Origin of the sequence: Hymenobacter sp. BT18 (assembly GCF_012273015.1) — a bacterium.
In the GTDB taxonomy this organism is placed as follows: Bacteria; Bacteroidota; Bacteroidia; order Cytophagales; family Hymenobacteraceae; genus Hymenobacter; species Hymenobacter lutimineralis.
In genome coordinates, this window is record NZ_CP050954.1 from 4,278,299 (window position 1) to 4,304,632 (window position 26,334).

General features: G+C 60.4%; 22 protein-coding genes, 1 other RNA gene and 1 riboswitch. Of the genes, 11 read left to right on the top strand and 12 right to left on the bottom strand.

Features of this window, described 5'->3' with window-relative positions; all coding sequences use genetic code 11:
- Nucleotides 1-33: 33 nt before the first annotated feature.
- The 5 genes from ffs (at nucleotide 34) to HER32_RS18370 (ending at nucleotide 2,941) form a co-directional block, all read left to right on the top strand.
- Nucleotides 34-130: signal recognition particle sRNA small type (gene ffs / locus HER32_RS18350), an RNA gene on the top strand.
- A gap of 83 nt (nucleotides 131-213) precedes the next feature.
- A complete protein-coding gene (gene fsa, locus HER32_RS18355; RefSeq protein WP_149070593.1) occupies nucleotides 214-870 on the top strand; it encodes a fructose-6-phosphate aldolase in 657 nt (218 codons plus the stop codon).
- A gap of 93 nt (nucleotides 871-963) precedes the next feature.
- Nucleotides 964-1,173, top strand: coding sequence for a fructose-6-phosphate aldolase (locus HER32_RS18360; RefSeq protein ID WP_149070594.1), 210 nt, complete (start codon nucleotides 964-966; stop codon nucleotides 1,171-1,173).
- A gap of 127 nt (nucleotides 1,174-1,300) precedes the next feature.
- Complete coding sequence (locus HER32_RS18365) at nucleotides 1,301-1,993, top strand: cell division ATP-binding protein FtsE (protein WP_149070595.1); 693 nt, start codon at nucleotides 1,301-1,303, stop codon at nucleotides 1,991-1,993.
- A 36-nt stretch (nucleotides 1,994-2,029) separates the two neighbouring features.
- Nucleotides 2,030-2,941 carry a glycosyltransferase family 2 protein gene (locus HER32_RS18370; protein ID WP_149070596.1) on the top strand — a complete coding sequence of 304 codons (912 nt, stop codon included), beginning with the start codon at nucleotides 2,030-2,032 and terminating at the stop codon, nucleotides 2,939-2,941.
- A 130-nt stretch (nucleotides 2,942-3,071) separates the two neighbouring features.
- Here HER32_RS18370 and HER32_RS18375 read toward each other — a convergent pair whose 3' ends face one another.
- On the bottom strand, nucleotides 3,072-3,968 hold the full coding sequence (locus HER32_RS18375) for a hypothetical protein (RefSeq protein ID WP_168682932.1): 897 nt from the start codon (nucleotides 3,966-3,968) through the stop codon (nucleotides 3,072-3,074).
- 122 nt (nucleotides 3,969-4,090) lie between these two features.
- On the opposite strand from HER32_RS18375, the gene HER32_RS18380 reads away from it, so the two are divergent.
- Nucleotides 4,091-5,269 (top strand): DegT/DnrJ/EryC1/StrS family aminotransferase, encoded by a 1,179-nt coding sequence (locus HER32_RS18380; RefSeq protein WP_232066304.1) that lies wholly within the window; start codon nucleotides 4,091-4,093, stop codon nucleotides 5,267-5,269.
- Nucleotides 5,270-5,758: 489 nt separating this feature from the next.
- On the opposite strand, the gene HER32_RS18385 is transcribed toward HER32_RS18380, so the two are convergent.
- Nucleotides 5,759-6,478, bottom strand: coding sequence for a M48 family metallopeptidase (locus HER32_RS18385; protein ID WP_168682934.1), 720 nt, complete (start codon nucleotides 6,476-6,478; stop codon nucleotides 5,759-5,761).
- 336 nt (nucleotides 6,479-6,814) lie between these two features.
- Here HER32_RS18385 and HER32_RS18390 point away from each other — a divergent pair, with 336 nt between their 5' ends.
- Genes HER32_RS18390 through HER32_RS18400 form a run of 3 tightly spaced genes read left to right on the top strand, consistent with a single transcriptional unit; the run spans nucleotide 6,815 to nucleotide 9,296 of the window.
- Nucleotides 6,815-7,840, top strand: a complete 1,026-nt coding sequence (locus HER32_RS18390; RefSeq protein WP_232066305.1) for a Gfo/Idh/MocA family protein — start codon at nucleotides 6,815-6,817, stop codon at nucleotides 7,838-7,840.
- Nucleotides 7,841-7,864: 24 nt separating this feature from the next.
- Nucleotides 7,865-8,548 carry a hypothetical protein gene (locus HER32_RS18395; RefSeq protein WP_149070600.1) on the top strand — a complete coding sequence of 228 codons (684 nt, stop codon included), beginning with the start codon at nucleotides 7,865-7,867 and terminating at the stop codon, nucleotides 8,546-8,548.
- 1 nt (nucleotide 8,549) lies between these two features.
- Entirely contained in the window at nucleotides 8,550-9,296 is a 747-nt protein-coding gene (locus HER32_RS18400; RefSeq protein ID WP_149070601.1) for an EcsC family protein, read from the top strand.
- 167 nt (nucleotides 9,297-9,463) lie between these two features.
- On the opposite strand, the gene HER32_RS18405 is transcribed toward HER32_RS18400, so the two are convergent.
- On the bottom strand, nucleotides 9,464-9,925 hold the full coding sequence (locus HER32_RS18405) for a DUF4890 domain-containing protein (RefSeq protein WP_232066306.1): 462 nt from the start codon (nucleotides 9,923-9,925) through the stop codon (nucleotides 9,464-9,466).
- 313 nt (nucleotides 9,926-10,238) lie between these two features.
- Nucleotides 10,239-10,331, top strand: a riboswitch (SAM riboswitch).
- Between the two features lie 294 nt (nucleotides 10,332-10,625).
- Here HER32_RS18405 and HER32_RS18410 point away from each other — a divergent pair.
- Nucleotides 10,626-12,080, top strand: coding sequence for an amino acid permease (locus tag HER32_RS18410; RefSeq protein ID WP_149070602.1), 1,455 nt, complete (start codon nucleotides 10,626-10,628; stop codon nucleotides 12,078-12,080).
- 120 nt (nucleotides 12,081-12,200) lie between these two features.
- Nucleotides 12,201-13,076, top strand: a complete 876-nt coding sequence (locus HER32_RS18415; RefSeq protein WP_168682935.1) for a CPBP family intramembrane glutamic endopeptidase — start codon at nucleotides 12,201-12,203, stop codon at nucleotides 13,074-13,076.
- An 89-nt stretch (nucleotides 13,077-13,165) separates the two neighbouring features.
- On the opposite strand, the gene HER32_RS20370 is transcribed toward HER32_RS18415, so the two are convergent.
- From HER32_RS20370 to HER32_RS18460, 9 genes are all read right to left on the bottom strand, one after another.
- Nucleotides 13,166-14,677: a TSUP family transporter gene (locus HER32_RS20370; RefSeq protein ID WP_168682936.1), complete on the bottom strand. Its 1,512-nt coding sequence runs from the start codon at nucleotides 14,675-14,677 to the stop codon at nucleotides 13,166-13,168.
- A 161-nt stretch (nucleotides 14,678-14,838) separates the two neighbouring features.
- Nucleotides 14,839-16,554 carry an assimilatory sulfite reductase (NADPH) hemoprotein subunit gene (cysI, locus tag HER32_RS18425; RefSeq protein WP_168682937.1) on the bottom strand — a complete coding sequence of 572 codons (1,716 nt, stop codon included), beginning with the start codon at nucleotides 16,552-16,554 and terminating at the stop codon, nucleotides 14,839-14,841.
- Complete coding sequence (locus HER32_RS18430) at nucleotides 16,554-17,327, bottom strand: DUF2490 domain-containing protein (RefSeq protein ID WP_168682938.1); 774 nt, start codon at nucleotides 17,325-17,327, stop codon at nucleotides 16,554-16,556. The genes cysI and HER32_RS18430 overlap by 1 nt, the downstream gene beginning before the upstream one ends.
- Nucleotides 17,328-17,339: 12 nt before the next feature.
- Nucleotides 17,340-20,228 carry a TonB-dependent receptor gene (locus HER32_RS18435; RefSeq protein WP_168683327.1) on the bottom strand — a complete coding sequence of 963 codons (2,889 nt, stop codon included), beginning with the start codon at nucleotides 20,226-20,228 and terminating at the stop codon, nucleotides 17,340-17,342.
- 237 nt (nucleotides 20,229-20,465) lie between these two features.
- Nucleotides 20,466-22,307 (bottom strand): assimilatory sulfite reductase (NADPH) flavoprotein subunit, encoded by a 1,842-nt coding sequence (locus HER32_RS18440; RefSeq protein WP_168682939.1) that lies wholly within the window; start codon nucleotides 22,305-22,307, stop codon nucleotides 20,466-20,468.
- Between the two features lie 71 nt (nucleotides 22,308-22,378).
- Complete coding sequence (gene cobA, locus HER32_RS18445) at nucleotides 22,379-23,161, bottom strand: uroporphyrinogen-III C-methyltransferase (RefSeq protein ID WP_168682940.1); 783 nt, start codon at nucleotides 23,159-23,161, stop codon at nucleotides 22,379-22,381.
- 75 nt (nucleotides 23,162-23,236) lie between these two features.
- A complete protein-coding gene (locus HER32_RS18450; protein ID WP_149070610.1) occupies nucleotides 23,237-24,523 on the bottom strand; it encodes a sulfate adenylyltransferase subunit 1 in 1,287 nt (428 codons plus the stop codon).
- Between the two features lie 91 nt (nucleotides 24,524-24,614).
- Nucleotides 24,615-25,526, bottom strand: coding sequence for a sulfate adenylyltransferase subunit CysD (gene cysD, locus HER32_RS18455; RefSeq protein WP_149070611.1), 912 nt, complete (start codon nucleotides 25,524-25,526; stop codon nucleotides 24,615-24,617).
- A 23-nt stretch (nucleotides 25,527-25,549) separates the two neighbouring features.
- Nucleotides 25,550-26,323, bottom strand: coding sequence for a phosphoadenylyl-sulfate reductase (locus HER32_RS18460; protein ID WP_168682941.1), 774 nt, complete (start codon nucleotides 26,321-26,323; stop codon nucleotides 25,550-25,552).
- Nucleotides 26,324-26,334 lie beyond the last annotated feature (11 nt).

Sequence of the window (26,334 nt, forward strand, 5' to 3'; positions counted from 1 at the left end):
TGCACCGGCCCGGAATCCGTGCGTATATTTGCAACGGCGAATCAGTACGACCAGCTCCTGCTGAACTCCCCCAGGACCGGAAGGTAGCAAGGGTAGGCGGTTGAGCGGTGCGATATTGGTTCGCTTTTTTTTGTCCATGCCCCAACGAAACCGCGCGCGGCGTTTGCCCGCAATCGGTTAGCTTTGGGGCATTGTTTTTTTCAAACTGTTCGCATGAAGTTTTTCATTGATACGGCCAACCTGCGCGAAATCCAGGAAGCAGTAGAGCTAGGCGTCCTCGACGGCGTAACGACCAACCCGTCCTTAATGGCTAAGGAAGGCATCAAAGGCACGGATGCCGTGATGAGCCACTACCGCCAGATCTGCGAGCTGGTGGAAGGCGACGTATCGGCTGAGGTAATTGCGACGGATTTTGAAGGCATCATCCGGGAAGGGGAGGCGCTGGCCGAGCTGCACCCCAACATTGTGGTGAAGGTACCCATGATTCGGGACGGCGTGAAGGCCATCCGCTACTTCTCCGATAAAGGCATTAAAACCAACTGCACGCTCATCTTCTCGGCCGGGCAGGCGCTGCTGGCCGCCAAAGCCGGAGCCACCTACGTTTCGCCCTTTGTGGGCCGGCTCGATGACATCGGCCACGACGGCCTGCAGCTGGTGCAGCAGATTGTAGACATCTTCTCCAATTACGGCTACCCCACGCAGGTGCTGGCGGCCTCGGTGCGCCACGTACCCCACCTCATTCAGTGCGCTGAGTTGGGTGCCGACGTGGTAACCTGCCCGCTCAACGTCATTACCGGGCTGCTCAACCACCCCCTCACGGACAAAGGACTGGCTACCTTCCTGGCCGATCATAAGAAAGTAAATTCTTAATGTGCTGATGTGGTTGAATGTGCTAAGGTGTTAATTTACAATCGAGAGCATTAGCACATTCAATCACATCAGCACATTAGCACATTGACCTAGATGTACATCATCAAAGTAAAAGGCAAGGCCAAGATTCCGGACTACATCCAGCTGCGCGACGAAAACTTCGTGCTCATTGCGTACTTCCGCGCCGACCGTCCCCTGAAAGATCTGCATCGGTACGGGCTGGAAGGCAAGGAAGTACCCCTGGCCTCCGTCATCGAGCAACTTGAGTTTGGCAAGCTGCAGAAACTGACCTTAGGGTCTTAGGGCTTAGGTGGCAAGGGCCTGAATGGCGTTCTGTTAGCCACCGGCTTGCTGCACCTTTGAACCTTATCCAGGATCCGAACTACCAAGACTCTCGTTCCTAATTCCTAAGTCCCTCAGCCGTAACCGCATGGCCGTAATAGAGCTCCACGACGCGTATATCATGCAGGAGGTGAATACCGTGCTGCAAAAGGTGTCGTTTCGGCTGGAAAAGGGCGAGTTTGCGTACCTGGTGGGCCGTACGGGTTCCGGCAAAAGCTCCTTGCTGAAAACACTCTACGCCGATCTGCCCCTGGGCGGAGGCACCGGCACCGTAGCGGACGTGCCCCTGCAACGGCTCAGCCGCAGCCAAGTGCCGCAGCTACGGCGCAAGCTGGGTATCATCTTTCAGGATTTTCAACTACTCTTTGACCGCTCCGTTGCCGACAACCTGCTGTTTGTGCTGAACGCTACCGGCTGGACCGGGAAGGCCCGCAAAAAACAACGCATTTCGGAAGTGCTGATGCGCGTGGGCCTGGCCAACGTAGCCGGCAAAATGCCCCACCAGCTTTCCGGCGGCGAGCAGCAGCGGGTGGTAATTGCCCGCGCTCTGCTCAACGAGCCCCTGCTGCTGCTGGCCGATGAGCCCACTGGCAACCTCGACCCTGATGTAGCCGACAGCATCATGCGGCTGTTTGTGGAAATCAACCACGCGGGCACGGCCGTACTAATGGCTACGCACAACTACCCGCTGCTCCGCCAATACCCGCAACGCATTCTGCAATGCAAAGACGGCCACCTGCTGGACTCCGCTACGGCCAACCTGGAGCTGAGCGGCCGTTAAGCTCCAGGTTGTATCAGTTACCCTAGCTTTTCGTTCATGTCTGGCCTGTCGGTTCTGCTACCTATCTATAACCGGGATGTGACCCGGCTGGTAGAGATGCTGGCACAACAAGCTCGTCAGTGGCCCGGCCCCGTGGAAATTCTGTGCTTCGACGACGGTTCTGAGGACGCGGTGCGGGCTCTGAACCGACCCATGGTCGCGTGGGCGGGGGTTGTCTACCACGAACTACCGGCAAATATTGGCCGCTCAGCTATCCGGAACCGGCTGGCGGCGGCGGCTCAGCACCCCTGGCTGTTGCTGCTGGATAATAATATTTCCCTGCCGGACGACCAGTTTCTGGCCCGCTACGCCACGGCCCTCGCCACGGCACCGGTGCTGGTAGGCGGCACAACCTATGCTGCCGAAGCCCCAACCGGGCCCCAACTGTTGCGCTGGCATTACGGCCGCCTGCGCGAAGCCCGCGCCGCGAAGAGCCGCCAACGGCAGCCCTATGCGCAGTTCAACCTGAAAAATGTGCTGATGCGCGCCGATGTGTTTCGCGGCATCGGGCTGGATGAGCACCTCACGCGCTATGGCCACGAGGACACCAAGCTGGGCTGGGCGCTGCAGGAACAGCAGGTACACGTACACCACCTCGATAACCCCGTCCTCCACGATGCCCTGGAGCCAGCGGCGGAGTTCCTGCGCAAGTCGCGGCAGGCGGTGCTCAACCTCGCGCAACTGTATCGGGCCGAAGGACTGGGCACCGATACTAAGCTCCTGCGCTCGGCTTTGCGCCTTCGTAAGATGGGCCTCGACCAGGCGTTCTGCCGGGGGTTTGCGCTGGTGCAGCGCCGGGTGCGCCGACAGCTGCTGCAAGGCGTACCGGGAAGCTTACGGCAGTTCGACGCGCTGAAGCTCTACTGGCTGCTCCTGGCCCTCGGCCGCACCAGGAAAGTAGTTAGCTGATGGCGCTTTCCTGTTAGCCACGACAGCCTACGCCTAAAAACAAACCGCCAGCCCCGTAGAGGCTGGCGGTTGAAACACGATATACAATAGGCGAACGGCGAAGCGCCATTGGCTAGGAGCTAACAGAAAGCTAGTCGTTGTCGGTATTCTTCACTTCCGACTTCACTTCCTTGTAGCCTTCCTTGGTTTTCTCGCCTACTTTTTTGGCGGCATTACCGATTTTCTGGCCTACAGTTTTACCGGCATCTTTCACGTCAGAAGCGGTGTTACTGGCGGCTTGGCCTACTTTGCTGCGCTCATCGGCCGTTTCAGCGCTTAATTCCTTCGCCTCACCACTCACGGCGTCGGCGCCCTGGGCCGTGCGGGCCTCAGCTTTGTCGTACGACTTGAAGGCCGCGTACTTCAGCTTTTCCTTCTGAATTTCGGCCAAATCTTTGGCTGAAATGTCGCCTTTGATTTTATCGTAGGCCTCATCAAGGGCACGCCACTCAGCATTGATGTTGCGCCAGTCGTCGATGTCGTACTGGTTTTCGTTGGCTTTGATGTTGTTCACGAAGGCCTCATAGGTAGCGCGGGCATTGGCGGCCGTAATCTGGGCAGCAGGGGAGGAGGGCTTGTAGTATTTGCCCAGCTTGATAGGCGTGCCCGAAGACGCCGAAGCCCCGGCGCGGCTGCTCCAGGCGGCGGCGCGCTTGTCGTACGCCGTAGTGTAGCGGGTTTTCAACTGGTCGTACTCGGTGCGGCGGGCCTCATCCCAGCTCGACATACCGGCTTCGGCAGCGGCTACGCGGGCATCATAATCGGCCTTCAGCTGGGTAGTTTCCTGGTTCCACTGCTCTTCGGTTTTGTCGCCCACCATTTCGGCGTTGGTTTCGGCGTTGGTTACAAAGGTGCGGAAATCGGAATAAGCCTGTTCGCTATCCTGAGCAACTTCGGCTTTTTCGGTTCGGGAGCAGCTTGTTTGCGTCATGGCGCCGGTCAGCAGCAATGCAGCCAGCGCGGGTAGGGTGATGAATTTTTTCAACATGGCAGTAGGGAGGAGAAAGTTGAACGGGAAATAGTCGGCTCATTCTGGAGCTGAACTGCTGCCATAACGACGCCATGCCGCCCGGGGTTACGCACGCGGCGGATAGCCCCGGACTTCTATCTTTGGCGTCCACCCTCGATGCCCTGCCTTCCTTGCCTGCGCTTATTCGTCCTTCCTCGCCCATTCAGTTGCTCGATTTGCCGGCCCAGCACGCGCCCATTCAGGCCGAGCTGGAAGCGGCGGTGCGCCAGACGCTGGCCGAAGCTGCTTTCATCCAGGGGCCGGCCGTGGGGCTGTTTGCGCAGGAACTAAGCCACTACCTCGGCGGTGCCCACGTCATTCCCTGCGCCAACGGCACCGATGCCCTGCAGCTGGCCCTGATGAGCCTGAACCTGCCCGCCGGGGCCGAAGTCATTGTGCCCGCCTTCACCTATGTAGCCACCCTGGAAGCTGCCGCCGTGCTGGGTTTGCGTCTCGTGCCCGCCGACGTGCTACCCGATACCTTTAACCTCGCCCCCGCTGCCGTGCAGGCCGCTCTCACGCCTCGCACTGGCGCCATTGTGGCGGTGCATTTGTTCGGCCAGTGTGCCGATTTGCAGGCCTTACGGGCGCTGGCCGACGCGCACGGCGTGGTCCTCATTGAAGACAACGCCCAGGCCATTGGGGCCACGTTTCAGCCTGATTCCGGCGAAACGTGGATGGCTGGCACGGTAGGCGAGGTGGGCACCACCTCGTTCTTCCCCAGCAAAAACCTCGGGGGCTTTGGCGACGGGGGCGCCCTGTTTACTCGGGATGAAGCCCGAGCCGCCTACTTGCGCCAGCTTGCCAACCACGGCCAGACGCGCAAGTACCACCACCAGCACGTGGGCCTCAACTCCCGCCTCGATACCCTGCAGGCCGCCTTGCTCCGCGTGAAGCTGCCCTACCTACCGGCCTGGACCGCCGCCCGCCAGCGCGTGGCCGCCCGCTACGACGCCCTACTTAGCCCAATAGCAGGCATCACCATCCCGGCCCGCGACCCGCGCAGCACCCACGTGTTTCACCAATACACCATCTGCGTGGCCGACGAGCCCGGCCGCCGCGACGCCCTGCAGCAGCACCTGCACCGGCACGGCGTACCCAGCGCCGTCTACTATCCACTGCCCGTGCACGAGCAGCCCGCTTACCAATACCTAGGTTACCGAGCCGGGCAATTCCCCGTGGCCGAGCAGTTGTGCCGCACGGTACTGTCGTTGCCCATCCATCCCACACTCTCGGAGCAGGAGCAGGTGTATATCAGCGCGGTGCTGCAGGCATTCTAGGTGGCGCTGCCCGGTCGTATTGCCACCGCAGCAACGTGCGAAAACGCGCTAGGGGGCGAAGGCAAGCCTCACTCCCTAGCGAGTGTGACAGTTTGCAGCCAAAATGCAGCCAGTCAATTTGTACTGTTTTTCGCAAAAAGTCCGACCTATGGATACCAAAAGTCCGCCGACCGGATACCAAAAGTCCGATGTGTGGGCGCAGTCGTCGCGGGGCCGGACGCAGTCGTTGCGGGCCAAGATTCACTCGATGCGGCCTTGGACTCACTCGATGCGGATCCGGATTCAGGTGTCCGCGGTGTCGCCCCGGTCGTCGCGGCCTTGGATTCAATCGTCGCGGGCCTCGCCGCAGTCGTTGCGGGTTCAGTCACGGGTTTCGCGCAGAAGAATAGTTTTTCGCGCGTTGTCTAGCCAGCCAGATTTCAACGCAAACCAGGCTATGCCAAATACTTTAAAAGGTCAGGCTGAGGTAAACGTCTTTTCAGGCAGCGCTCAGTCTGCGTCGGGCGGGGCACCGGGCGTGAGGTGGATGCGGTTCAACTCAGCCTTGTAGTCTCTCCAATCGGGCATGAATTGGTCCATTAGCCCCCAGAAACGGGCATTGTGCAGCCGCTCGTGCAAGTGGTTTAGCTCATGTACCACCACGTACTCCAGGCAGAGCAACGGCCGCTTCATCAGCTCTAGGTTCAGCCAGATGCGCCGGGCGCCAATGTTGCACGTGCCCCAGCGCGTGCGCATCTGCCGAATCCCCCAGCTAGCCGCCTGCCGCCCCACCACTGGTTCCCACTTGGCCAGCAGCTGCGGCATTAGCGCCCGCAGCTGCTGGCGGTACCAAGCCGTGAGTAAGGCCGCGCGCTGTTCCGGGGTGGCCTCGGCCGGCACGTAGAGGTGCAGCTCCCGGGTTTCGGGGTGTAGCTCCACCCGGGGACGGTCGGCGGGGTGTACAGCCAGCGTGTAGGCTTGGCCCTGGTAGAAATGCGTTTCGCCCGCTTCAAACTGTAGCTGCGGGGCAGGGGTGCGGGCCGCAAACTGCTGCTGATGTTTTTCAATCCAGGCCCGGCGCGTCCGCACAAACTCCTCCACCGCCGCCAGGGGCGTGTGCAGCGGCGCCGACACGCGCACGCGCCCGGCGGCGTACACCGTCAGCCGCAGACTGCGCATTCGCTTGCGCACCAAGTCCACTTCAATACCAGCCAGCTGCGTCAGGGCCATACAAGATGATGTTTTGGCAAAGGTAGGGGTGAGCCTCGTCCCCGCCGTTCCAAATAAATCAGAACGTCATTCCGAGTATGTGGCGTATCAAGCCAGTGTCCGAGGAATCTTGCGTGCTGATGTTGCCAAATAATCCGTCAGGCTGAGCGGAGTCGAAGCATCTCTACCGCTTTGTTATGATAGCAGTGCAACGAAGCGGTAGAGATGCTTCGACTCCGCTCAGCCTGACGTTCTATTCGGAATGACGGTCCATAAAACTCCTTACAGAACATACGCCCACAACCGCCGGTTTTTTCGCAGCTTGCGGGCTGTTTATGTACCCTGCCAACCGAGTCCGTGGCCGATTCTTTACCTGACATTCGATTCGCTATCTGCGGCGTGGGCCACATTGGCCGCCGTCATGCCTCCCTAGTGGCCCGCCAGCCCGGTGCCCGACTCGTCGCCCTCATTGATATCCGCGCGGAGCTGCAGCCCGACTTGGCCACCGAGTTTCCCGGCGTACTGTTCTTCCCGTCGCTGGAGGAGTACCTGCAGGCTGGCCCCGCCGCCGACGTACTCACGGTAGCCACGCCCAACTACCTGCACGCGCCCCAGGCCATTCAGGGCTTGCGGGCCGGCCTGCACGTGGTAGTCGAGAAGCCGATGGCCCTGCGCACGCAGGATGCTCAGGCTATTGTGGACACCGCCCAGGCCACCGGCCGCCGCGTGTTTGGGGTGATGCAAAACCGCTATTCCCCGCCCGCCGCCTGGCTTAAGCAGATCTATGATGAAGGCCGCCTCGGCCAGATTTACCTTGTGCAGCTCACCTGCTTCTGGAACCGCGACGAGCGGTACTACACGCCCGACTCCTGGCACGGCTCCCGCCAGCACGACGGGGGCACGCTGTTCACCCAGTTCAGCCACTTCGTAGACTTGCTGTACTGGGTGTTCGGCGACATCACCAACATCTCGGCCCGCTTCCGTGACTTCAACCACCAGCACCTGACCGAATTCGAAGATTCCGGCCTCGTCACCTTCGACCTCGTGCGCGGGGGCAGCGGCACGCTGCAGTACAGCACCGCCGTGTGGGACCAGAACCTCGAAAGCTCCCTCACGGTGGTAGCCGAGCATGGCAGCCTGCGCCTCGGCGGCCAGTACATGGACAAAGTAGAGCACTGCCACCTGCGCGACTATCAGTTGCCCACGCTGCCGCCCACCAACCCAGCCAACCACTACGGCGCCTACCAGGGCTCCGCCGCCAACCACGTCCACGTCATCGAAAACGTGCTGGAAACCCTGCAAAAAGGCGGTTTGGCTACCACGAATGCGCTGGAAGGCCTGAAGGTGGTAGAAATGATTGAGCGGGTGTATAGCTTGAAATAACTCTTATCCAGAAACACTTATTCAATGCAGGTCATTTTGAGCTTATGGCTGGGTTTCTTGGCAGGCTATAATCCCAGTACTACAGTACTGCAACCATCTACGTTGCGTGCGAAGCCAGGATATACTTTACAAATCAGTACGAAAGCTGCATTTGATAAAGCGCATTATCTGGCAAAACCCAGCATTGTGATGAATTGGCACAACGTCACAGTTTCCAAGAAATCAGTAAGAATAAAATTAAGTAATGGTAAAGCCGTAAGCTTTGTAGGAAAGCCGGCGGAGAAATATGAGGTTGATCAGGAAGAGTTCAGTTATGCAGGCAGCATAGCCGCTATTCATAAGTGCCTGGTCCGCTGCCAATACTGGGAATCTTCCAGAACATACATTGTCGATCAGCAGAGTGGTCGGGTCGATACCTTATGGGGCACTCCTGCGCTTTCGTCTGATCTTACCAGAATGGCCTCCTTATACGCTGGTTGGGGTATGGAGGAAATTAACGGAGTGCAGATATATAAGATGGTAAATGGAAGGGTAAAGCCATTAATAACCATTGATCAGCAGGATTGGATACCAATAGATTTATGTTGGAGCGGTAGCCAAGTAGTGCTTTTAAAAGTAGTCCCGGCAGCAGTTGCCGAAAAGGAAGCGGGGCAGTTAGCAAGGTTGCCGGCAAGCAAATACAAGTACCTGCAACTTACGATACGATAGAATGCCTAGCCCCTACGACCATCAAGCCCTACCTGACTTTGAAGCTTGGCAGCAACGGATGCAGCGGAAGCCCACGCTGCTGGGCCGCCTTACCCGCCGGGTGCAAGCGCGACTCAACGCCCTGCTGCCCGAAAAGCTGCACAAGGCCCTCACCGTCGCCATCCAGAAAATGGTGCAGGGCGTGCTGTTCGGTTCTATGCACACCACCCGCAAGCCCCTGCCCGATACCGCTCTGGCCGAGCGCGAAGCCCTGGTGCGCACCCGCATCCGCTACTACCGCAACACAGCCGCCGCCGAAGGTGCCGCCACCGGCGCGGGCGGCTTCCTGCTCGGCCTCGCCGATTTTCCGCTGCTGCTCGGTCTCAAGCTCAAGCTCCTTTTCGACGTAGCCGCCCTCTACGGGCACGATGTACGCGACTTTTCCGAGCGGCTGTTCCTGCTGCACATCTTTCAGCTGGCCTTTAGCTCCCAGCACACCCGCAACGAAATCTACCAGCGCGTAGCTACCTGGGAAACCTACCGCCACACCCTGCCCACCGATGTCAACGAGTTCGACTGGCGCACCTTCCAGCAGGAGTACCGCGACTACATCGACTTGGCCAAGCTGGCCCAGCTCATTCCCGTCATCGGGGCGGCCGTGGGAGCGGTGGCCAACTACAAGCTGGTCGAGCAGCTCGGCGAAACCGCCATCAACTGCTACCGCCTGCGCTGGTTTGCGGCCGAGAAGGAACAAGAACGACTACCATAAATACGCGTCATGCTGAGCGTAGCCGAAGCATCTCGACCGCTTCGTTGCAATGGCAATTGATTAGTAAGAGGTAGAGATGCTTCGCCAAGCTCAGCATGACGGTCTATTAGGTCATAAAAAGGCCCCGGCGTTTCCGTCGGGGCCTTTTTTATGCGTGAACCAGCAGCTTAGCTTTTGCCTTGCTGAGGAGCCGCCATGTGCTGGCGGTGAGCTTTGCGCTTCTGCATCCGCTCGGCCTGCAGCTGGGTGTATTTGGCATACTGCTCGGCACTCAGGATTTGCTTAAGCTGCGCTTCGTAGCGCTGCTTGCTGGCTTTCATGGCCGCGTGGTGCTGCTTTTTGTCGGCAGGAGCGGGGGTGGTGCCGGCCTGGGCCTTGTGGGCCTGCATTTCCTGGAAACGGGCCAGGTGCAGCTGGCGAACCTGCGTAGTTTGAGTGGCCGAAAGGTTCAGCTTCTCAGCCATTTTCTTGGCGGCTTTGTCGGCGCGCTGCTCGGGCGTGAGGTTGGCTTTCTGGTCTTTGTGGCCGCGGTGCATTTTAGCCGGTCCAGTTGGAGCCGTGGTGGTTTGGGCCGACGCTACGCCAGCGGAAATCGAGAAGGCAAGAAGGAGAACAAGAAGCTTTTTCATGACGAGAGAAGAAGTGAATTGTGCAACTGAGGAGAAGAAGCCCGCGTCAAGCTGAATCAGCAAAACCGGCTTTGGTGGGGTGGTTTGCAACTCCGGTGCCAGTTTCGGCGAAATCAGGCTAAAACTCCTTCTGAAAAAATTTAAATTTTCGGGTTAAACTTTCACCCTGGATTATCATCGGGTAGAGCAGAAGGTTGTTTAGCAGTGTATTACGTCTGGCCAAGGCTTGAAATTGCGACTGAGGTGGCGGTTTGCAGGCCGGAAATTCCGGGGCTACCTTTGCGGCATCAATTCTTTCTAGCCCGAAGGATTGTTTTTATACAGAGGCGCCGAGAGACAGGCTCGACGACGCGCCGGCAACCACCCGCACTCCGCGGAACGGTGCCAACTCCTGACCATATAAAAACAAGTTGCTGTGGACTTTTTGCCTCGCCGTACTGCTCTGCCTATCGTTTCTGCTGCCTTCGTGTGTCTGACTGGTGCTGCTGAGGCTTGTTGTAGCGCGCGGTGTTGTTGCTGAGCTAATCTGCCTGCGGGCCTGAGCTAGCTGTTGCCGGCTCCTTTCTCTGTTTTTCCTGTTGCGCAAATGCCCCGGTCGGATCAGACTGGCTGGACTGGTCTGTTTTGCAGCTGCCAGAAACCAGGTTGCGCCATTTTCTTCACTTACCCGGGAAGCTCAGGCTTCTCGCCACCCCTGTTTATGCTTAAAAAGTCCCTGGAACTCCTGCGGCTGGAAGCCGCCGAAACCGGCGCGGGCACGCTCAAACGTACCCTCAACGGCTTCAACCTGATTGCCATCGGCATCGGGGTTATCATCGGTGCGGGTTTGTTTTCGCTAACGGGTATTGCGGCGGCCAACAACGCTGGTCCGGCCGTTACGCTTTCCTTCGTGGTAGCGGCCGTGGGCTGCGCCTTTTCCGCCCTGTGCTACGCCGAGTTTGCCGCCATGGTGCCGGTAGCTGGCTCGGCCTATACCTACGCTTACGCCACTATGGGCGAGTTGTTCGCCTGGATTATCGGCTGGGATTTGGTCCTGGAATACTCGGTGGGTGCTGCTACGGTGGCCATCAGCTGGTCGCAGTACCTACTCAAGTTTCTGAGCAAGTATGGCATTCATCTGCCCCCGCAGCTGGTGATGTCGCCGTTTGAAACGGCCGCGCTGGCCGATGGCAGCACCGTGCACGGCTTCGTGAACGTGCCCGCTATGCTCATCGTGCTGGCCATTACGCTCATCATCATCCGCGGTACCTCGGGCTCGGCCTGGTTCAACGCGCTGGTGGTGACGCTGAAGGTAGCTGTGGTGCTGGTGTTCATTGCCTTGGGCTGGCAGTATATCGATCCGGCCAACTACCAACCCTACATCCCGCAGAATACCGGTGTATTTGGGGAGTTTGGCTGGAGCGGCATTCTGCGCGGGGCGGGCGTGGTGTTCTTCGTGTTCATCGGCTTTGATATTGTGGCCACCATGGCCCAGGAAACCAAGAACCCCCAGCGCAATATGCCCATCGGCATCATCGGTTCTTTGCTCATTTGCACCGTGCTGTTCGTGCTCTTTGGCCACGTGATGACGGGGCTGGCCAACTACACCGAGTTCAAGAACAGCGCCGCGCCCGTGGCCATTGCCATCGAGAAAACGCCCTACGCCTGGCTTTCCTCGGCGGTTATTCTGGCCATCATCATCGGCTACACCTCCGTCATTCTGGTGGACTTACTAGGTCAGAGCCGGGTGTTTTTCTCCATGGCCAAGGACGGGCTGCTGCCCCCGGTTTTCGCCCGCATTCACGAGCGGTTCCGCACGCCCCTGCAGTCGAACCTGCTGCTCGGGCTGTTCATTGCTTTGTTCGCGGGCTTTGTGCCCATTTCGGTGGTAGGTGAGATGACGAGCATCGGCACGCTGCTGGCTTTCGTGATGGTGTGCGCGGGCGTGCTCATCATGCGCAAAAAAGAGCCCGACGCCCCCCGCGGCTTCCGCACCCCGCTGGTGCCGCTGGTGCCCATTCTCGGCATCGTCACCTGCCTGGTTATGATGTTGTCCTTGCCTTGGGAAACGTGGCTACGCCTGGCTGTTTGGCTGGCTATTGGGCTGGCTATCTACTTCGGCTACGGCCGCAAGCACAGCAAGCTGGGGCAGCAAGCGGCGCAACGAGCGGGCTAAGCAAGCAGCTGAAGTGAATTTACAGCTACGGGCCGGGGTGAAAACCTCGGCCCGTTCTGTTTTATGCCGGGGCGCTACTTAGCTTTACTCCCGATTTAGTTTCATTTATCAGTTTATCGAATGGCAACAACTGTACTTGAGCCGCCGACCAAAGCCCGTAGGCCACCAGCTTACCCCACCATCAAAGAAAGCTGGGCGTTTCTGGGGTGGTATCTGCTCGTGATGCTGGGGGGCGGTATTCCCCTATTACTGCTCTGCGAAAAAGTCCTGCACCTTTCCCTGGCCTCCGGCCTGGTTATCATGACGGTAGTTGGTAATCTGGCCTTGCTGGGTATTATGCGCTGGCAAGCCGGCCGGCGCTGGCTGCCCATCAGGCTGCGCGGGCAGGAGCAAATGTGGCTGTACGTGGCGCTGCCTGTGCTGGTGCTGGCCATGCTTCTGGTGATTTCTCTCGTGGATTTGCTGCACCTGCCTAACTGGGCAGATAAGACGTTTAAAGACCTGGCGAAAAGCCCGATCTTGGCTTTTGTGAGCCTGTGTCTGATGGCGCCCATCCTGGAAGAGCTGCTGCTAAGAGGGGTTCTGCTGCGGGGGCTCCTGCGCAACTACCCCGGGCGGCCGTGGCTGGCCATCGGCTTATCGGCAGTGGTTTTCGGTCTTATCCACATCAACCCGGCGCAGGTAGTGGCTACAGCATTAATCGGCCTCGTGCTGGGGTGGCTCTACTACCGCACGCAGTCCCTGTGGCTGTGTATGGCCGGGCATGCCCTGAATAATCTGCTGGCTTTCGCGGGCATGATGAGTGGCAAGGAGCTGGAGGAAAAGTCGGCCGTGGAAGCCTTTGGCTCCTGGGGAGCATACCTCGGAGCGGTAGCACTAAGTGCGTTGGTGCTGTACTGGTTGCTGCGGCGGATTCAGCGTACCACAGTGCCTGCGAATTCGGCTTCCAATCCAGGAGAATCTGCGGGTGAAGTCACATTGCCGGAAGCTGGTTGATACGATACCCGATTATAATTAAAAAGCCTCACCAAGCATTTGGTGAGGCTTTTTGCTGCATATTAGGTACGTCACGATGCGCTTTGCTTTTATAGAAACAGCTTGCGCAACGACCACAGGCTCCACACAATGACCATCAAGCCCACGCCCACGAACATCCAGCGCGTGGGAATACGGCCGGCGAGACGGGCGGCAAAGGGCGCGGCGGCAATGCCACCCACAATCAGCCCGAGGATAATCTGCCAGTGTGAAATGCCAATGGTGGCGAAAAAGGTGAGGGCGCTGGCAAACGTGACGAAGAACTCCGTGACGCTCACCGAGCCGATAACGTACTGCGGCGTACGGCCCCCGGCAATGAGGGTGCTGGTGACCAACGGGCCCCAGCCACCGCCGCCAAACGAATCCAGGAAGCCCCCGGCGGCCGCCAGAAAGCCCAGCTTCTTGTGCTTTTTGCGCGGCCCGGGTTTGGAAAAGGCTTTTGAAATAATGCGAATTCCCAGCAGCAATAAGTACACGGCCAGGAAGGGCCGTACGTAGCTGCCGTAGGTTTCTCCGAATTTAGACAGCAGAAATGCGCCCAGAATAGCGCCCAATACCCCCGGAATCAGCAGCACTTTGAACAGCTTCTTGTTCACGTTGCCGAAGCGGTAGTGGTGGTAGCCGGAGGCCCCGCTGGCAAACATTTCGGCCGTGTGAATGCTGGAGCTAACGGCCGCTGGCGAAATGTTCAGCGTCATCAGGCTGATGGCCGTGACCACGCCGTAGCCCATGCCCAGCAGCCCGTCAATGAGCTGGGCTCCGAAGCCGATGGCCACGAAGATGTAGAACGTCTGGGAAGAGCTGGCCACGTCCCACACCTGCTGCCAGGTGAAGTAGTACGACAGGATGTTGAACACCAGCATGGCCGCAAACGCCAGCAGCGAAGCCGTGGCAATCTTGCGCCAGCGGGTAGCAGCCGGCGACTCATACGCCGGCCCACCCGTCAGCTCCGCCGTCACGGCGTTCAGGGACTTTACCTTGTGGGCAAAGTCGCCGCCCACTTTCTCCCGAATCTGGGACATGCGCTGGAGCACATCGTGCAACTCGTCGGGCAGGGTGTGGGTAAGCATTTCGCGCAAGCGCTTGGCAATGGTGGGCGACTTGCCGTTGGTGCTGATGGCAATTTTCAGGTCGCCCTTCTGCACGATGGAGCCGAGGTAAAAGTCGCAGGCGGCGGGCGTGTCGGCTACGTTGCAGAGCAGGCGCTGGCGCGTGGCGTCGGCCTTGATGCTCAGGTTGAGCTCCTTGTCGTTGGTGGCCACAATCACCAGGTCGTGGCCCACAAGGTCGGTGGGGTGGTAGGGCTGCTCGCGCAGCTGCACGGCAGGGTGCCGCTCGGCCAGCAGCCGCAACTCCGGCGAAAACCAAGTGGCCACCACCGTTACAGCCGCGGCGGGGCTGTTGGCCAGCATAGCCGACAGCTTCTCAAAGCCCACGGCCCCGCCGCCCACCAGCAGCACGTGCAACTGCTCAAGCTTCAGAAACACCGGAAACAGCCGGTTGACATCCGGCTGGGGCGGCGGCTCCGATTGAGGTAGAACGTTGTTAGAAGTTAGAGGCATTTGGTTGTGGTCGAGGTCAGAGAAGAAAGGCAACCAACCTCTGAGGAGGTTGAAGGTGTCATGCTGAGCGTAGTCGAAGCATCTTGGGAGTGTAGTAAACTTCCCGAAGCGGTAGAGATGCTTCGACTACGCTCAGCATGACAACTACTTGATGATACCGGCTACTCGTGGAAGGTGAGGCCGCTGAGGGTGGGCTTAACGTAGCCCTGGCGCACCACAAAATCCCCGAAACGCTCCTGCGGCTGACGGTTTTGGGCGTAGTCGGCGAGCAGGGGCGTGAGCTCCCGCACAATGCCGTCTTCGTCCAACATTTCCCGGTACAGCTTGTTCATCCGCTCCCCGTTGAAAGCGGCGCCGAGGTATAGATTGTAGCGGCCCACGGCCCGGCCCACCAACCCGATTTCGCCCAGGTAGGGGCGGGCGCAGCCGTTGGGGCAGCCCGTCATCCGCAGCAGAATGTCGTCCTGAGCCAGGCCCTGCGCGCGAATGACTTCCTCTAATCTAGCCAAAAGCTGGGGAAGATACCGCTCCGCCTCGGCAAAAGCCAATGAGCAAGTGTTCAGGGCTACGCAGGCTAAGGCCCCGCGTCGCAGGCCGGTGTGCACTTCGTTGGATTCCACCAGCACGCCGTGTTCCGTCAGAATGGCCTGCACCGCCAGCTCGTGCTGGGGTGCCACGTTGGCCAGAATCAGGTTTTGGTTGCCGGTAAGGCGGAAGTCGCCGGTGTGGAAGCGGGCAATTTCGCGCAGAGCGGTTTTCAGGCGGCTGGCTTCGGTGTCCAGCACGCGTCCGCCTTCCACGAAGAGCGTGAGGTGGCGGGCCCCATTAGGGCCGGTGCTCCACCCGAAGGCGTCGCCGGAGGAGCGGAAGGTGTAGGGGTGGGCGGGCTCCAGGTCGAAGCCCAGGCGGCGGTTCAGCTCATCTTTGAACACGTCGAGGCCCACGCGGTCCAGGGTATACTTGAGGCGGGAGAACTTGCGGTTTTCGCGGTTGCCCCAGTCGCGCTGAATGGTGACCACCTGCTCGCAGACCTCCACTACCTTATCGGCAGGCACGAAGCCGATGATATCAGCCAGACGGGGGTAGGTATCAGGCATCCCGAACGTCATGCCCATACCGCCACCTACGGCTAAATTGAAGCCAAGTAGCTTGCCGTTTTTCTCAATGGCAATCAGCCCCAGGTCGTTGGCGAAGATGTCGGTGTCGTTGTAAGGCGGCACGGCCAGCGCAATCTTGAACTTGCGGGGCAGGTAGGTTTTGCCGTAAATCGGCTCGAAGTCGCCTTCGCCGTCGTTCAGCACGCTGCTGTACTTCGATTCCCCATCGAGCCACAGTTCCCAATAGGCGGAAGTGCGCGGCGTGAGGTGGGTGCTGATGGCCTTGGTGACTTCGTATACCTGCTCGTGCACCCGCGAAAGGTGCGGGTTGGGGTTGAACATCACGTTGCGGTTCACGTCGCCGCAGCCGGCAATGCTGTCCAGCAGCACATCATTAAAACCCTGAATGGTGGCTTTCAGGTCGCGCTTGAGGACGCCGTGCAGCTGGAAAGCCTGGCGGGTGGTGAGCTTGAGCGTGTGGTTGCCGTAGGCGTCGGCCAGCTCGTCCATGCGCAGCCACTGGTCGGCCGTAGCCACCCCACCCGGCACCCGCACCCGAATCATGAAGGAGTAGAGCGGCTCCAGCTTCTGGCGTTTCCGCTCCGAGTCCAGGTCGCGGTCCGTTTGCTGGTAGGAGCCGTGGAACTTGATGAGGTGGGTATCGTCGGGGTACAGGGCGCCGGTAATCGGGTTCTGCACGCTCCCGACCAGGGTGCCACGCAAAAAGTTGCTGGCATCCTTCACGTGTTCAACTTCGGAGAGCTTGAGGGTATCAGCCATTACGGTTGTGAGGGACTAGGAGTGGGGACGGGCGGGGGCGTAGGCCGCAAGTCAAAATTGTGGAAGTAGAACAGCCGGATGGTGTGCTGATTGCGGTAGGTGCTGCCCGCCGGCAGCTGCTGAAACAGGTGCATGTAGCCGCCCTGCAGCTGCCCGTGCTTGCTTACCTGATAGGATAGCCCGGCGAAGAAGCGGTTTTGGTCGAAGTAGTTGTAGCGGATTTCCCTGCCGAGGTTCATCATCACCTCGTTGTTGAGCAGGAACTGCACCCCGCCCGGCTCGAAGCCGCGTTTGGTAAGCGGCAGAAACAGGGCTGCGTTGTAGCGGATGCGGTAGTTGAAGTCGAAGTCGTCGGTGCGCTCATTGCTTTGAATGGTGCGCCGAAACCTTTCTTCCAGCCGCACCCACTGCATCAGGCGGGCTTTGGGAAACTTGGTAAACCACTGCACCTGCTGCCAGGGTCGGTGCTCGGGCTGGGCTACAGTGCGGCTTCCATCGGGGTAGTGGTGTACGTAGGCGTAGCCGCCGGTCAGGCGCACGTCGTCCGTGAGGTAATAGGTGAGCCCAACGCGGGCCAGGGCCTGAAATTTCTCCCGCACGAAGTGGTCGTGCAGGCGCAGGTGCAGGTCGGTCCAGGAGCCCCAGCGCTGCGAAAACCGCGTTTGGTTGAACACGCCTAGCCAGGTCTGCTGCTCCCGCACATACTGCTTCTGCGCCCGCAGCGGCGCGGCCGCGAGCAACAGAAGCAGCAGAACAAAAAAGGCGCGTGGCATCGAGCGGAGCAGCTAGCGGATGATGTTGTTGTCGAAGGTGAGGGCCACGTAGTAGAGGCCGCCAATGGTTGGGCCTGCCGCGTACTGGATGTAGCGGTTGTTGAGCAGGTTGGTGCCACCCAGCTTGATGGTCGACTTCAGGGCCGGAATACGCACGTTCACCTGGGCGTCTACGGTGGAGTAGGCCGGAATCTGGCCGTTGGCCAGCTGGCTTTCCCAGTAGAAGGAATCCTGGAAGCGCCACACCACATTAAAGCCCACGTTGCGTACAATCTCGCGGTTGCCGAAGCTCAGGTTGGTGGTCCACTTCGGCGTGTTGAAGCCCGTGATGAACACATCCTTTTCCTCGTTGGCGGCAATGTTGTTGTAGTTCACGTTGCCGGCCACCGTGTACTTCTGGTAGAAGTTGTAGGTGATGCCCAGGGCCGAGCCGTAGCTGCGGTAGGTGTTGCGGGCGTTGGTGTACACGCGGTAACGGTCCTGCTTGGAGCGGGAGAGCATGTCCAGCACGGCCGCGTCCGTCAGCACCGGCCCCGATTTCGGTACGGCTACTTCCACCTGCCCCAGGAAGCCGGAGTACTCGTTGTAGTAGGCGTCGATGTCCAGGGCCAGGCTGTTGTCGAGCAGCACGCTCTTATAGCCTACCTCGAAGGCGTTGATGTGCTCAGGCTCTTCCGTGGGCAGGTTAGCTACCTGCAGCACGTCCCGGTTTTTTAGGGCGGCCTCGTTGCGGGGAGTACCAGCGGCCACATCCTTGTTCACAGCGGCCGTGAAGTTGTCGAGCGAAGTCAGCGTGTAGGAGTTTTCGAGGAAGCCCAGGCCTTCGTTTACGCGGGCCAGGCCGCCCACACGGCGCACGTTGCCGTTGTTCACAAACGACAGGGCCTCAAACAAGGCCGGGAAGCGCCAGCCGTTCTGGAAGGAAGCGCGCAGGTTGTGGCGCTGGGCAATGGTGTACACGGCGGCCACCCGCGGGTTCAGCTTGGGGTTGAACTCGGGGTTGTAGTCCACGCGCAGGGAGGCGTTCAGCTTGAGGCGGTCCTGGAACAGCAGCTTGGTGGCCTGGGCGAAAGCGCCGTACTTTTTGTAGTACAGGTTATTGCCGCCGGGCGTGTTGCGGTCGGCCAGGGGCTTGGAGAAGTCCACGAAGTTGTTGCCGTCGGGAATGACCTCGTAGATGCGGGCGTCGGCGCCCATCACCACGTCAGCAAACTTGATGCGCTGGCCCAGGTTCCACTGCGCTTCGTTGTGGTAGGTGCGGCTGCGCTGCCAGAGGGCGGCCCCGCCGGTGGCCGGGGCGCCGGGCACGTTCACGCCGCTGTCCCAGTTGTTGATGCCCGTGATGGTGTTTTTCAGTTGCTCGAAGGCGGCGGTGCCGGGCTGGGCCCGACCAGCATCGGCGGCAGCGCGGGCCGCCTGCATGGCAGCAGCCAGGTCGGTGCCGGCGTCTACCTGCTTCTGCAGCTCGGCCTGAAACTTATCGGCCCAGCTGGTTTTGGGGCCGGAGCCGGTAGTGAGGGCCGTGGCGCCGTTCTGCAAATCCAGGTTCAAAGCCAGCGGGTTCAGGTTATAGGAGTCCCCCGTGTTTTCTACCAGCACGTAGCTGCGTACGTAGTAGTCGGCGCCGCGCAGCTCCAGCTTGTGGTTCTGCACCGACACATCCTTGAGCTGAATTTTGTTGCCGCGTTGGAAAATGCCGTCCATCAGGCCGTAGCGGTAGCCGTAGCTCAGCTCCAGCTTGTCGGTGAACTTGTAAAACAGGCCGCCGTCGAACTTGAGGTTGCGCACGGTGGGCGAAATCAAATCCTTCTCGTAGTAGCCCGTGCGGCGTACGTTGAAGGTTTCCGTCTTGCCCTGGTAGGTGATGGGAATGGCCACGTTGCCGCTGCGGTCGTCGCCGTAGCGGTTCCAGAGGTCGGCAGCGGGGTTGTTAGCCCCGCTCAGCTCCGGGAAGCGTGGGTTGGCCGAGTTTAGGTTCTGCGGGTTCTGGTCAATCTGGGTGTCGGCCAGCCAGTCGGTGCCGTGCAGGTAGGAACCGTTCAGCTTGAAGGCAAAGCGGCTACCAATGGCCTGGGCGTAGCGCACGGCCGTTTCGGTGAGGGCGCTGGGGGCGCGGTCCTTGCCATCCACGTGGTTGACGCCCACTTTCTGGTACACGCTCAGGCCCTGGTAGGTGAAGGGGCTTTTGGTGGTGAGGTTGGCCATGCCGTTGATGGCATTCATGCCGTACAGGGCCGAGGCGGCACCGGGCGTAATTTCCACAGAAGCAATATCCAGCTCCGTGGGCCCGATGGCGTTGCCCAGGGGCACGCCCAGGGTGGCCGCCTGCATGTCTACCCCATCCACCAGCTGCATAAAGCGGAAGTTGTTGGGAATGTTGAAGCCGCGGGTATTGGGCACTTTGAAGGTAAGCGAGCTGGTGGTCATCTGCACGCCCTTCACGTTCTCCAGGGCGTCGTAGAAGCTGGGCGCGGGCGTTTCCTTAATGGCACGGATGTCGAGCTTTTCAATGGCTACCGGGGAGCGGAGCCGGCTTTCCTCCACCCGGGAGGCCGACACGACCACCTCGTTCACCAGCACGGGCTTCGATTCCAGTTGCACGGCAATGGGCTGGCTGCCGCTGGCAATTTCCAGCTCCCGGGGCTCGTAACCGATAATATTGAAGACGATAGTGAAGGGAAACCGCAGGCGGGCCTGGAGCACAAATTTGCCGCTGGCGTCGCTCTGGGCGCTCATCAGGCCGCCTTTTACGTTTACGCTTACCCCAGGCAAGGGCTGTTGGGTGTCTTTTTCGCGGACGGTGCCGCTGATGGAAATCAATTGGTCCTGGGCCTGGGCGGCCATCAGACTGGCAAACAGTAAGATCAGGAGAATCCAGAAAGAAGCGTAGTACTTCTTCATCACAGAAAAGGCGTTTGGAGGAGAAAGAGAAGGGAGTAGACTGGGCTGGGGGAGCCAGCAGAAAAGGAGGGAAGCCGGGGCTTCCAGGGTGCCTTAGGGGCGTAGCGGTAAGCGGCTCGGGTCAGGCACACGGCGGCTTTTACCGGCTACTACAACATCGTCTTTGCGAAACGCGCATCTGGTTGGACTGAGTAAGTAGTGTTTGGGCTAAGGGAGCTTGATTGGTTGCTGGGCTGACTAGTACACGTCTTCCAGGTAGCGGCGCTGTTTGCGCAGCTGTTTGATGTAGTCGGCGGCGTAGTCGGCGTCTTTCCCGCTTTCCTGCTGAATGATGGTGAGCAGCGCCTGGCGCACGTCGGCGGCCATGCGGTTTTTATCGCCGCACACGTAGAAGTAGGCCCCGTTTTCGAGCTGGTCGTAAAGGCGGGCACTTTGCTCAAGCAGACGGTGCTGGATGTACACTTTCTGCTGCTGGTCGCGGGAGAAGGCCACGTCGAGGCGGTCCAGCGTGCCTTTTTTCAGGTGCTGCTGCCACTCGGTCTGGTACAGGAAGTCGGTGGTGAAGTGGGGGTTGCCAAACACCAGCCAGTTTCGGCCGGCCGCGCCGGTTTCGGCCCGCTCCTCCACGAAGGCCCGGAACGGGGCCACGCCGGTGCCCGCGCCCACCAGGATAATGTCGGTAGCCGCATCCTGAGGCAGCTTGAAGTACTCGTTGCGGTCAATCCACACGCGGGCCGTGTCGCCGATGGTCAGCGCATCGGCCTGGTAGGCCGAGCAGGCGCCGTGCTTGCGGCGGCCATTGGTTTCGTAGCGCACGGCGCCTACGGTGAGGTGTACTTCCTCGGGGTGAGCCAGCAGAGAGCTGGCAATGGAGTAGGCCCGGGCCGGCAGAGGCCGCAGCACCGCCGCCAGCTGCTGGCCCGATAGTTCTACCGGAAACTCCGTGAGCAGGTCAGCCACGTCGCGGCCGTAGAGGTAGTCGGGCAGCTGGGCTTTGTTGGTGAGAATGTCGCGCAGCTTGGGGTGCTGCGGGGCCACGGCGGCGTAGCGTTCCACCACGTCCCGCGTGAGCACCGACAGCTCCAGCTTCTCGGCCAGGGCCGTGTGCAAGTCAAATTCCGTGTCGTTGAGCTTTACCGGGGCCGTGGCATTCAAGCGCGCAGCTTGGATTACCTCCTGCACCAAGGCCTCCTGGTTCACGGGCTGCACCATCAGCGCGTCGCCGGCTTCGTAGGCAATGCCGGAGCCCGCCAGGGAGAATTCTAAGTGGTAGGTTTCCTTGGTGGAGCCGCGGCCGTTCAGCTGAATTTTCTCCAGCAGCTCCGCGGCGAAAGGGTTGTGGCTAGTGTATTCCACCTTTTCTTCCACGTCAGCCTCCCCCGCGGCCACCAGCTGGTTTACCTGCACGGAAGGCTGCGCAGTGGCAACTGGGGCAGCGGCCGGAGCCGGCTGAGACACCAGCGCCAGCACCTGCTCGGCCCAGCGGCGGGCTTCGGCTTCAAACTCCACATCGCAGTCTACGCGCTCCAGCAGGCGCTTGCCGCCTAGCTCGGCCAGGCGCTGGTCGAATTCGAAGCCAGTCTGGCAGAACTGCAAGTAGCTTTTGTCGCCGAGGGCCAGCACGGCGAAGCGCAGGTTGGGCAGCTTGGGGGCGCGGTTGCTGAGCAGAAACTGGTGCAGCTCCTCAGCGGCAATGGGCGGGTCGCCCTCGCCCTGGGTACTTACCACCACCAACAGCTGCTGCTCGTTTTTCAGCTCCTTGGTCGGGTAGTCATTCATGTCGCGCACGACCACGGCCAGGCCGCGCTGCCGCGCTGCTTCCGCTACCAAGCCCGCTGCCTTCTTGCTGTTGCCGGTCTGGGAACCGAAGAGAATGGTCAGGCGGGGCGTATCAGCAGCCGGCGCAGCGGCAACTAAGGTAGCAGGCAAAGACGCCGGAGCTGCCGCGGCACCAGCCGAGCGGCCGTAGAAGTACCCACTCAGCCACAGCAGCTGCTGCTCGGTGAGGCCGCCCGCGAACTGCTGAAGGCTGGCGTCATCCAGACCCAGGGGCAGCGTGAAAGTTGAGGTGATGGACATGGCAAAAACAGGATGACGGCGTAGAGGGAAGTCAGTAGAAAACCGGCCGGAAATCCGTCCGAGTAGGTAAATCAGGCCACCTCGGCGTAAGAGGCATCGGCAAAAACGGTGGGTAGGGCCTGCGTCAGCACTTCGGGCGTGGCCAGCCGCGTCACTTCCCCAATGATGATGATGGCCGGGGCCCCGATGCCGGCTTCCAGCGCCCGGGCCGGTAGTTCGGCTACGGTGCCTGTTACCAGCCGGGCGGTGGACAGGGTGCCGTTCTGAATAATGGCGGCGGGCGTCTCGGCCTGGCCCTGCGCGCAGTAGAGTTGCACAATATTGGGCAGCTCACCCAGGCCCATCAGTATCACGGTGGTAGCGCGGGAGCGGGCGGCTTCGGCCACGCTGGAAGCCAGCTCGCCGGTAGCCGTGGTGGCCGTAATCACCCGGAAACCTTCACTGGCGCCCCGGTGCGTGACCGGAATGCCCACGCTGCCCGCCGCCGCTACCGCGCTGCTGATGCCGGGCACGTAGTCGGTGCGCAAGCCATGGGCTTCGGCATACAGCATTTCCTCCCGGCCCCGCCCAAATACGAATGGGTCCCCACCTTTCAGGCGCACCACGTGGCCGGAGCGGTGGGCGTGCTCTACAATCAGGGCATTGATTTCGTCCTGGGAAAAGCTGCGCATGCCGCGCCGCTTGCCCACCGATACCAGCACGGCGTCCGGCCTAGCGTGTTGCAGTAGCTCCCGGTTTGCCAGGGCATCGTAGAGGATGACGTCGGCTTCACCCAGCACCCGCGCCCCTTTGAGCGTGAGCAGCTCCGGGTCGCCGGGGCCGGCTCCAAGGACGGTCAGACGGGGCGTTTTCATGTATTGAAAGAGGAATGCGTAGATTAAAGGGAGGCTATTATGCTGAGCGAAGCCAAAGCATAATGGGCTGGAGGGCTAGATGGAAAAGGCTACCGGCGAAGGCTCGGGGGCGGTGAAGTAGTTGGCGTTGGCCGCGCCAATGAGGCCAGCTGCCAACGTGTCGCCGCTGAGCTCGTCTACCAGAATAAAGGAGCCGGTGGCCCGGTTCTGGTGGTAGTTATCCACGGCGACTGGCACGGCCGTTTTCAGGCGCACCCGCACAATGTCGTTGAGCTGGGCCGAGTCGGCGGCAGCACGACCGAAGGTGTGCACGTTCACTTTGTGCAGAATGGTGGGAATGGCCGCTTTCACCAGCGCCGAGTGATGCTGAAGCAGCAACTTCCGACCCGGCCACAGGGGCTGCTCGCTCATCCAGCACAAGGTAGCTTCCAGCTCCCGGGTAAGCGTGGGCTCGTCGCTGGCCGGTACAATGGAGTCACCGCGGCTTACGTCCACATCATCGCGCAGCCGGATAACCACCGCCTGCGGGGCCGAGGCGGCTTCCACCTCCTGCTGATTTACTTCAATTGCTTCAATGGTTGTCTCCGAGCCGGAGGGCAATACGCGCACCCGGTCGCCGCGACGGTACTGTCCGCTCAGCACCTGGCCCGCGTAGCCGCGGTAGTCGGGTAGCTCAGGCGTTTGAGGGCGGATGACATATTGCACCTGAAAGCGAGGAGCAGCTGCGGTTTCTACGGCGCCAGGCACGCTTTCCAGGTGCTCCAACAGGCTGGGGCCCGTATACCAGGGCAGGTGCTTGGAGCGGCTTACCACGTTGTCGCCATTCAGGGCGCTGAGGGGAATGGCCGTGGCCGTGGGAAGCTGGAAGTGGTCGGTGAGGGCGGCGTAATCGGCCGCAATCTGGTCGAAAACGGTTTCATCGAAGTTCACCAAATCCATCTTGTTCACGGCCAGCACGAAGTGGCGGATGCCCAGCAGGGCAGCAATGAGGGTATGGCGGCGCGTCTGCTCAATCACGCCCTGGCGCGCATCTACCAGCACAATGGCCAGGTCGGCGTTGGAGGCGCCGGTCACCATGTTGCGGGTGTACTGCACGTGGCCGGGGGCATCCGTGATGATGAACTTGCGGCGGGGCGTGGTAAAATATTTATAGGCTACATCAATGGTGATGCCCTGTTCCCGCTCGGCGCGCAGGCCGTCGGTGAGCAAAGCCAGGTCCACCACGCCGCCCGAGGCCTGGCGCTTTTCCAGGGCCGCCAGCACATCCAGCGACACGGATTCGGAATCGTAGAGCAGGCGCCCAATCAGGGTGCTTTTGCCGTCGTCTACGCTGCCGCAAGTAATAAATCGGAGAAGGTCCAAAGTCGTTAGATCTTAGAAGTTAGAGCTTAGAACTGAGAAGAGGGAGACGGAACTATCTATGTTCTACGCTCTAACTTCTCACCTCTATTAATCAGAAATACCCGTTGCGCTTGCGGTCTTCCATGCCGGCTTCGGAGATATTGTCGTCGAGGCGGGTAGCGCCCCGTTCGCTTACCTTGGCCAGGAGCAGGTCCTGGATGATGTCTTCCACCGTGGCCGCGTCGCTTTCCACGGCGGCCGTGCAGGTGGAGTCGCCCACCGTGCGGAAGCGCACCTGCCGGGTGACAATCTCATCGTCTTTTTCCAGGCGAATGTGCTCGGTAAGACCTAGCAGCTGGCCCGAGGGCAGCACCACGCAGGTGCGCTCGTGGCCGAAGTAGATGTCGGGCAAGGCAATGTTTTCGCGCTGGATGTAGCGCCACACGTCCAGCTCTGTCCAGTTGGAAATCGGGAACACGCGCACATTTTCCCCCTTCTGAATGCGGCCGTTGTAGATGTTCCACAGCTCGGGGCGCTGGCGCTTGGGGTCCCACTGGCCAAACTCGTCGCGCACCGAGAAGATGCGTTCCTTGGCGCGGGCCTTTTCCTCGTCGCGGCGGGCTCCCCCAATGCAGGCATCAAACTCAAACTCCTCGATGGTCTCCAGCAGAGTGTAGGTCTGCAGCGGGTTGCGGCTGGGGTATTTGCCCACCGGCTCGCGCAGGCGCTGGCGCCGGATAGTATCCTCCACGCTGCGCACAATCAGCTTTTCGCCCAACTGCTCGGCCAGCGCATCGCGGTAGGCCAATACCTCGGGGAAGTTGTGGCCGGTATCTACGTGCACCAAGGGAAAAGGAAAGCGGCCGGGACGGAACGCCTTTTCAGCCAGGCGCGTGAGCACAATAGAATCTTTGCCACCCGAGAACAGCAGGGCGGGCCGCTCAAACTGGCCGGCTACTTCCCGCAGGATGTGGATGGCTTCGGCTTCCAGCCGGTCGAGGTAATCGAAGGAAGGGGTACTCATACGAAACGGGTATTGCTTGTTACTTAGTGGGTGGGCACCGGCTCTACCACCGGGTCGGGGCCGTTGTGCACGGCGGTGGCGTGCAGGCCGCACTCCTTGGCCGAAAGGTCTTCCCACCACCAGCGGCCGGCACGGAAGTCCTCGCCCGGTTTGATGGCGCGGGTGCAGGGCGCGCACCCGATGCTCACGAAGCCTTGTTTGTGGAGCGTGTTCACCGGGATGCCGTGCTCCTGGGTGAAGGCCACGGCCTCGTCCCAGGTCCAGTCGAAGAGCGGGTGTACTTTAATCAGGTTATGCGCTGCATCCCACTCCACGGGCTCCATGGTCTGGCGGTTCTGGGACTGCTCGGCCCGGATGCCCGTTACCCAAGCCTGTTGCCCGGCCAAGGCGCGGTTCAGGGGCTCTACCTTGCGGATGTAGCAGCACTCCTTGCGGTTTTCCACGCTTTCGTAGAAGGAATTAGGGCCTTTCTCCAAAAGCAGGGTCTGCACGCTGTCCTGACGCGGGGCAAACACCTCAATCGGCTTCTGGTACCGGAGCAGGGTCTTGTTCCAGGTGGCGTAGGTTTCCTGGAAGTTGCGGCCCGTATCGAGCGTGAACACCCGGATGGGCAAGTCGAACTCAAAAATCAAGTGGGTGATAATCTGGTCTTCCAAGCCAAACGAGGTAGAGAAAACCGCCGAAGTAGGGTGCAGGGAAGCTACCAGGCGCAACCGCTCCAGGGCAGTTGCTTGCGTGAGCTGAAGGCGTAGGTCGTCCAGCTGCGGAACGGCCAACGCGGCTGAGGCTGCGGGCATACGAACAGGAA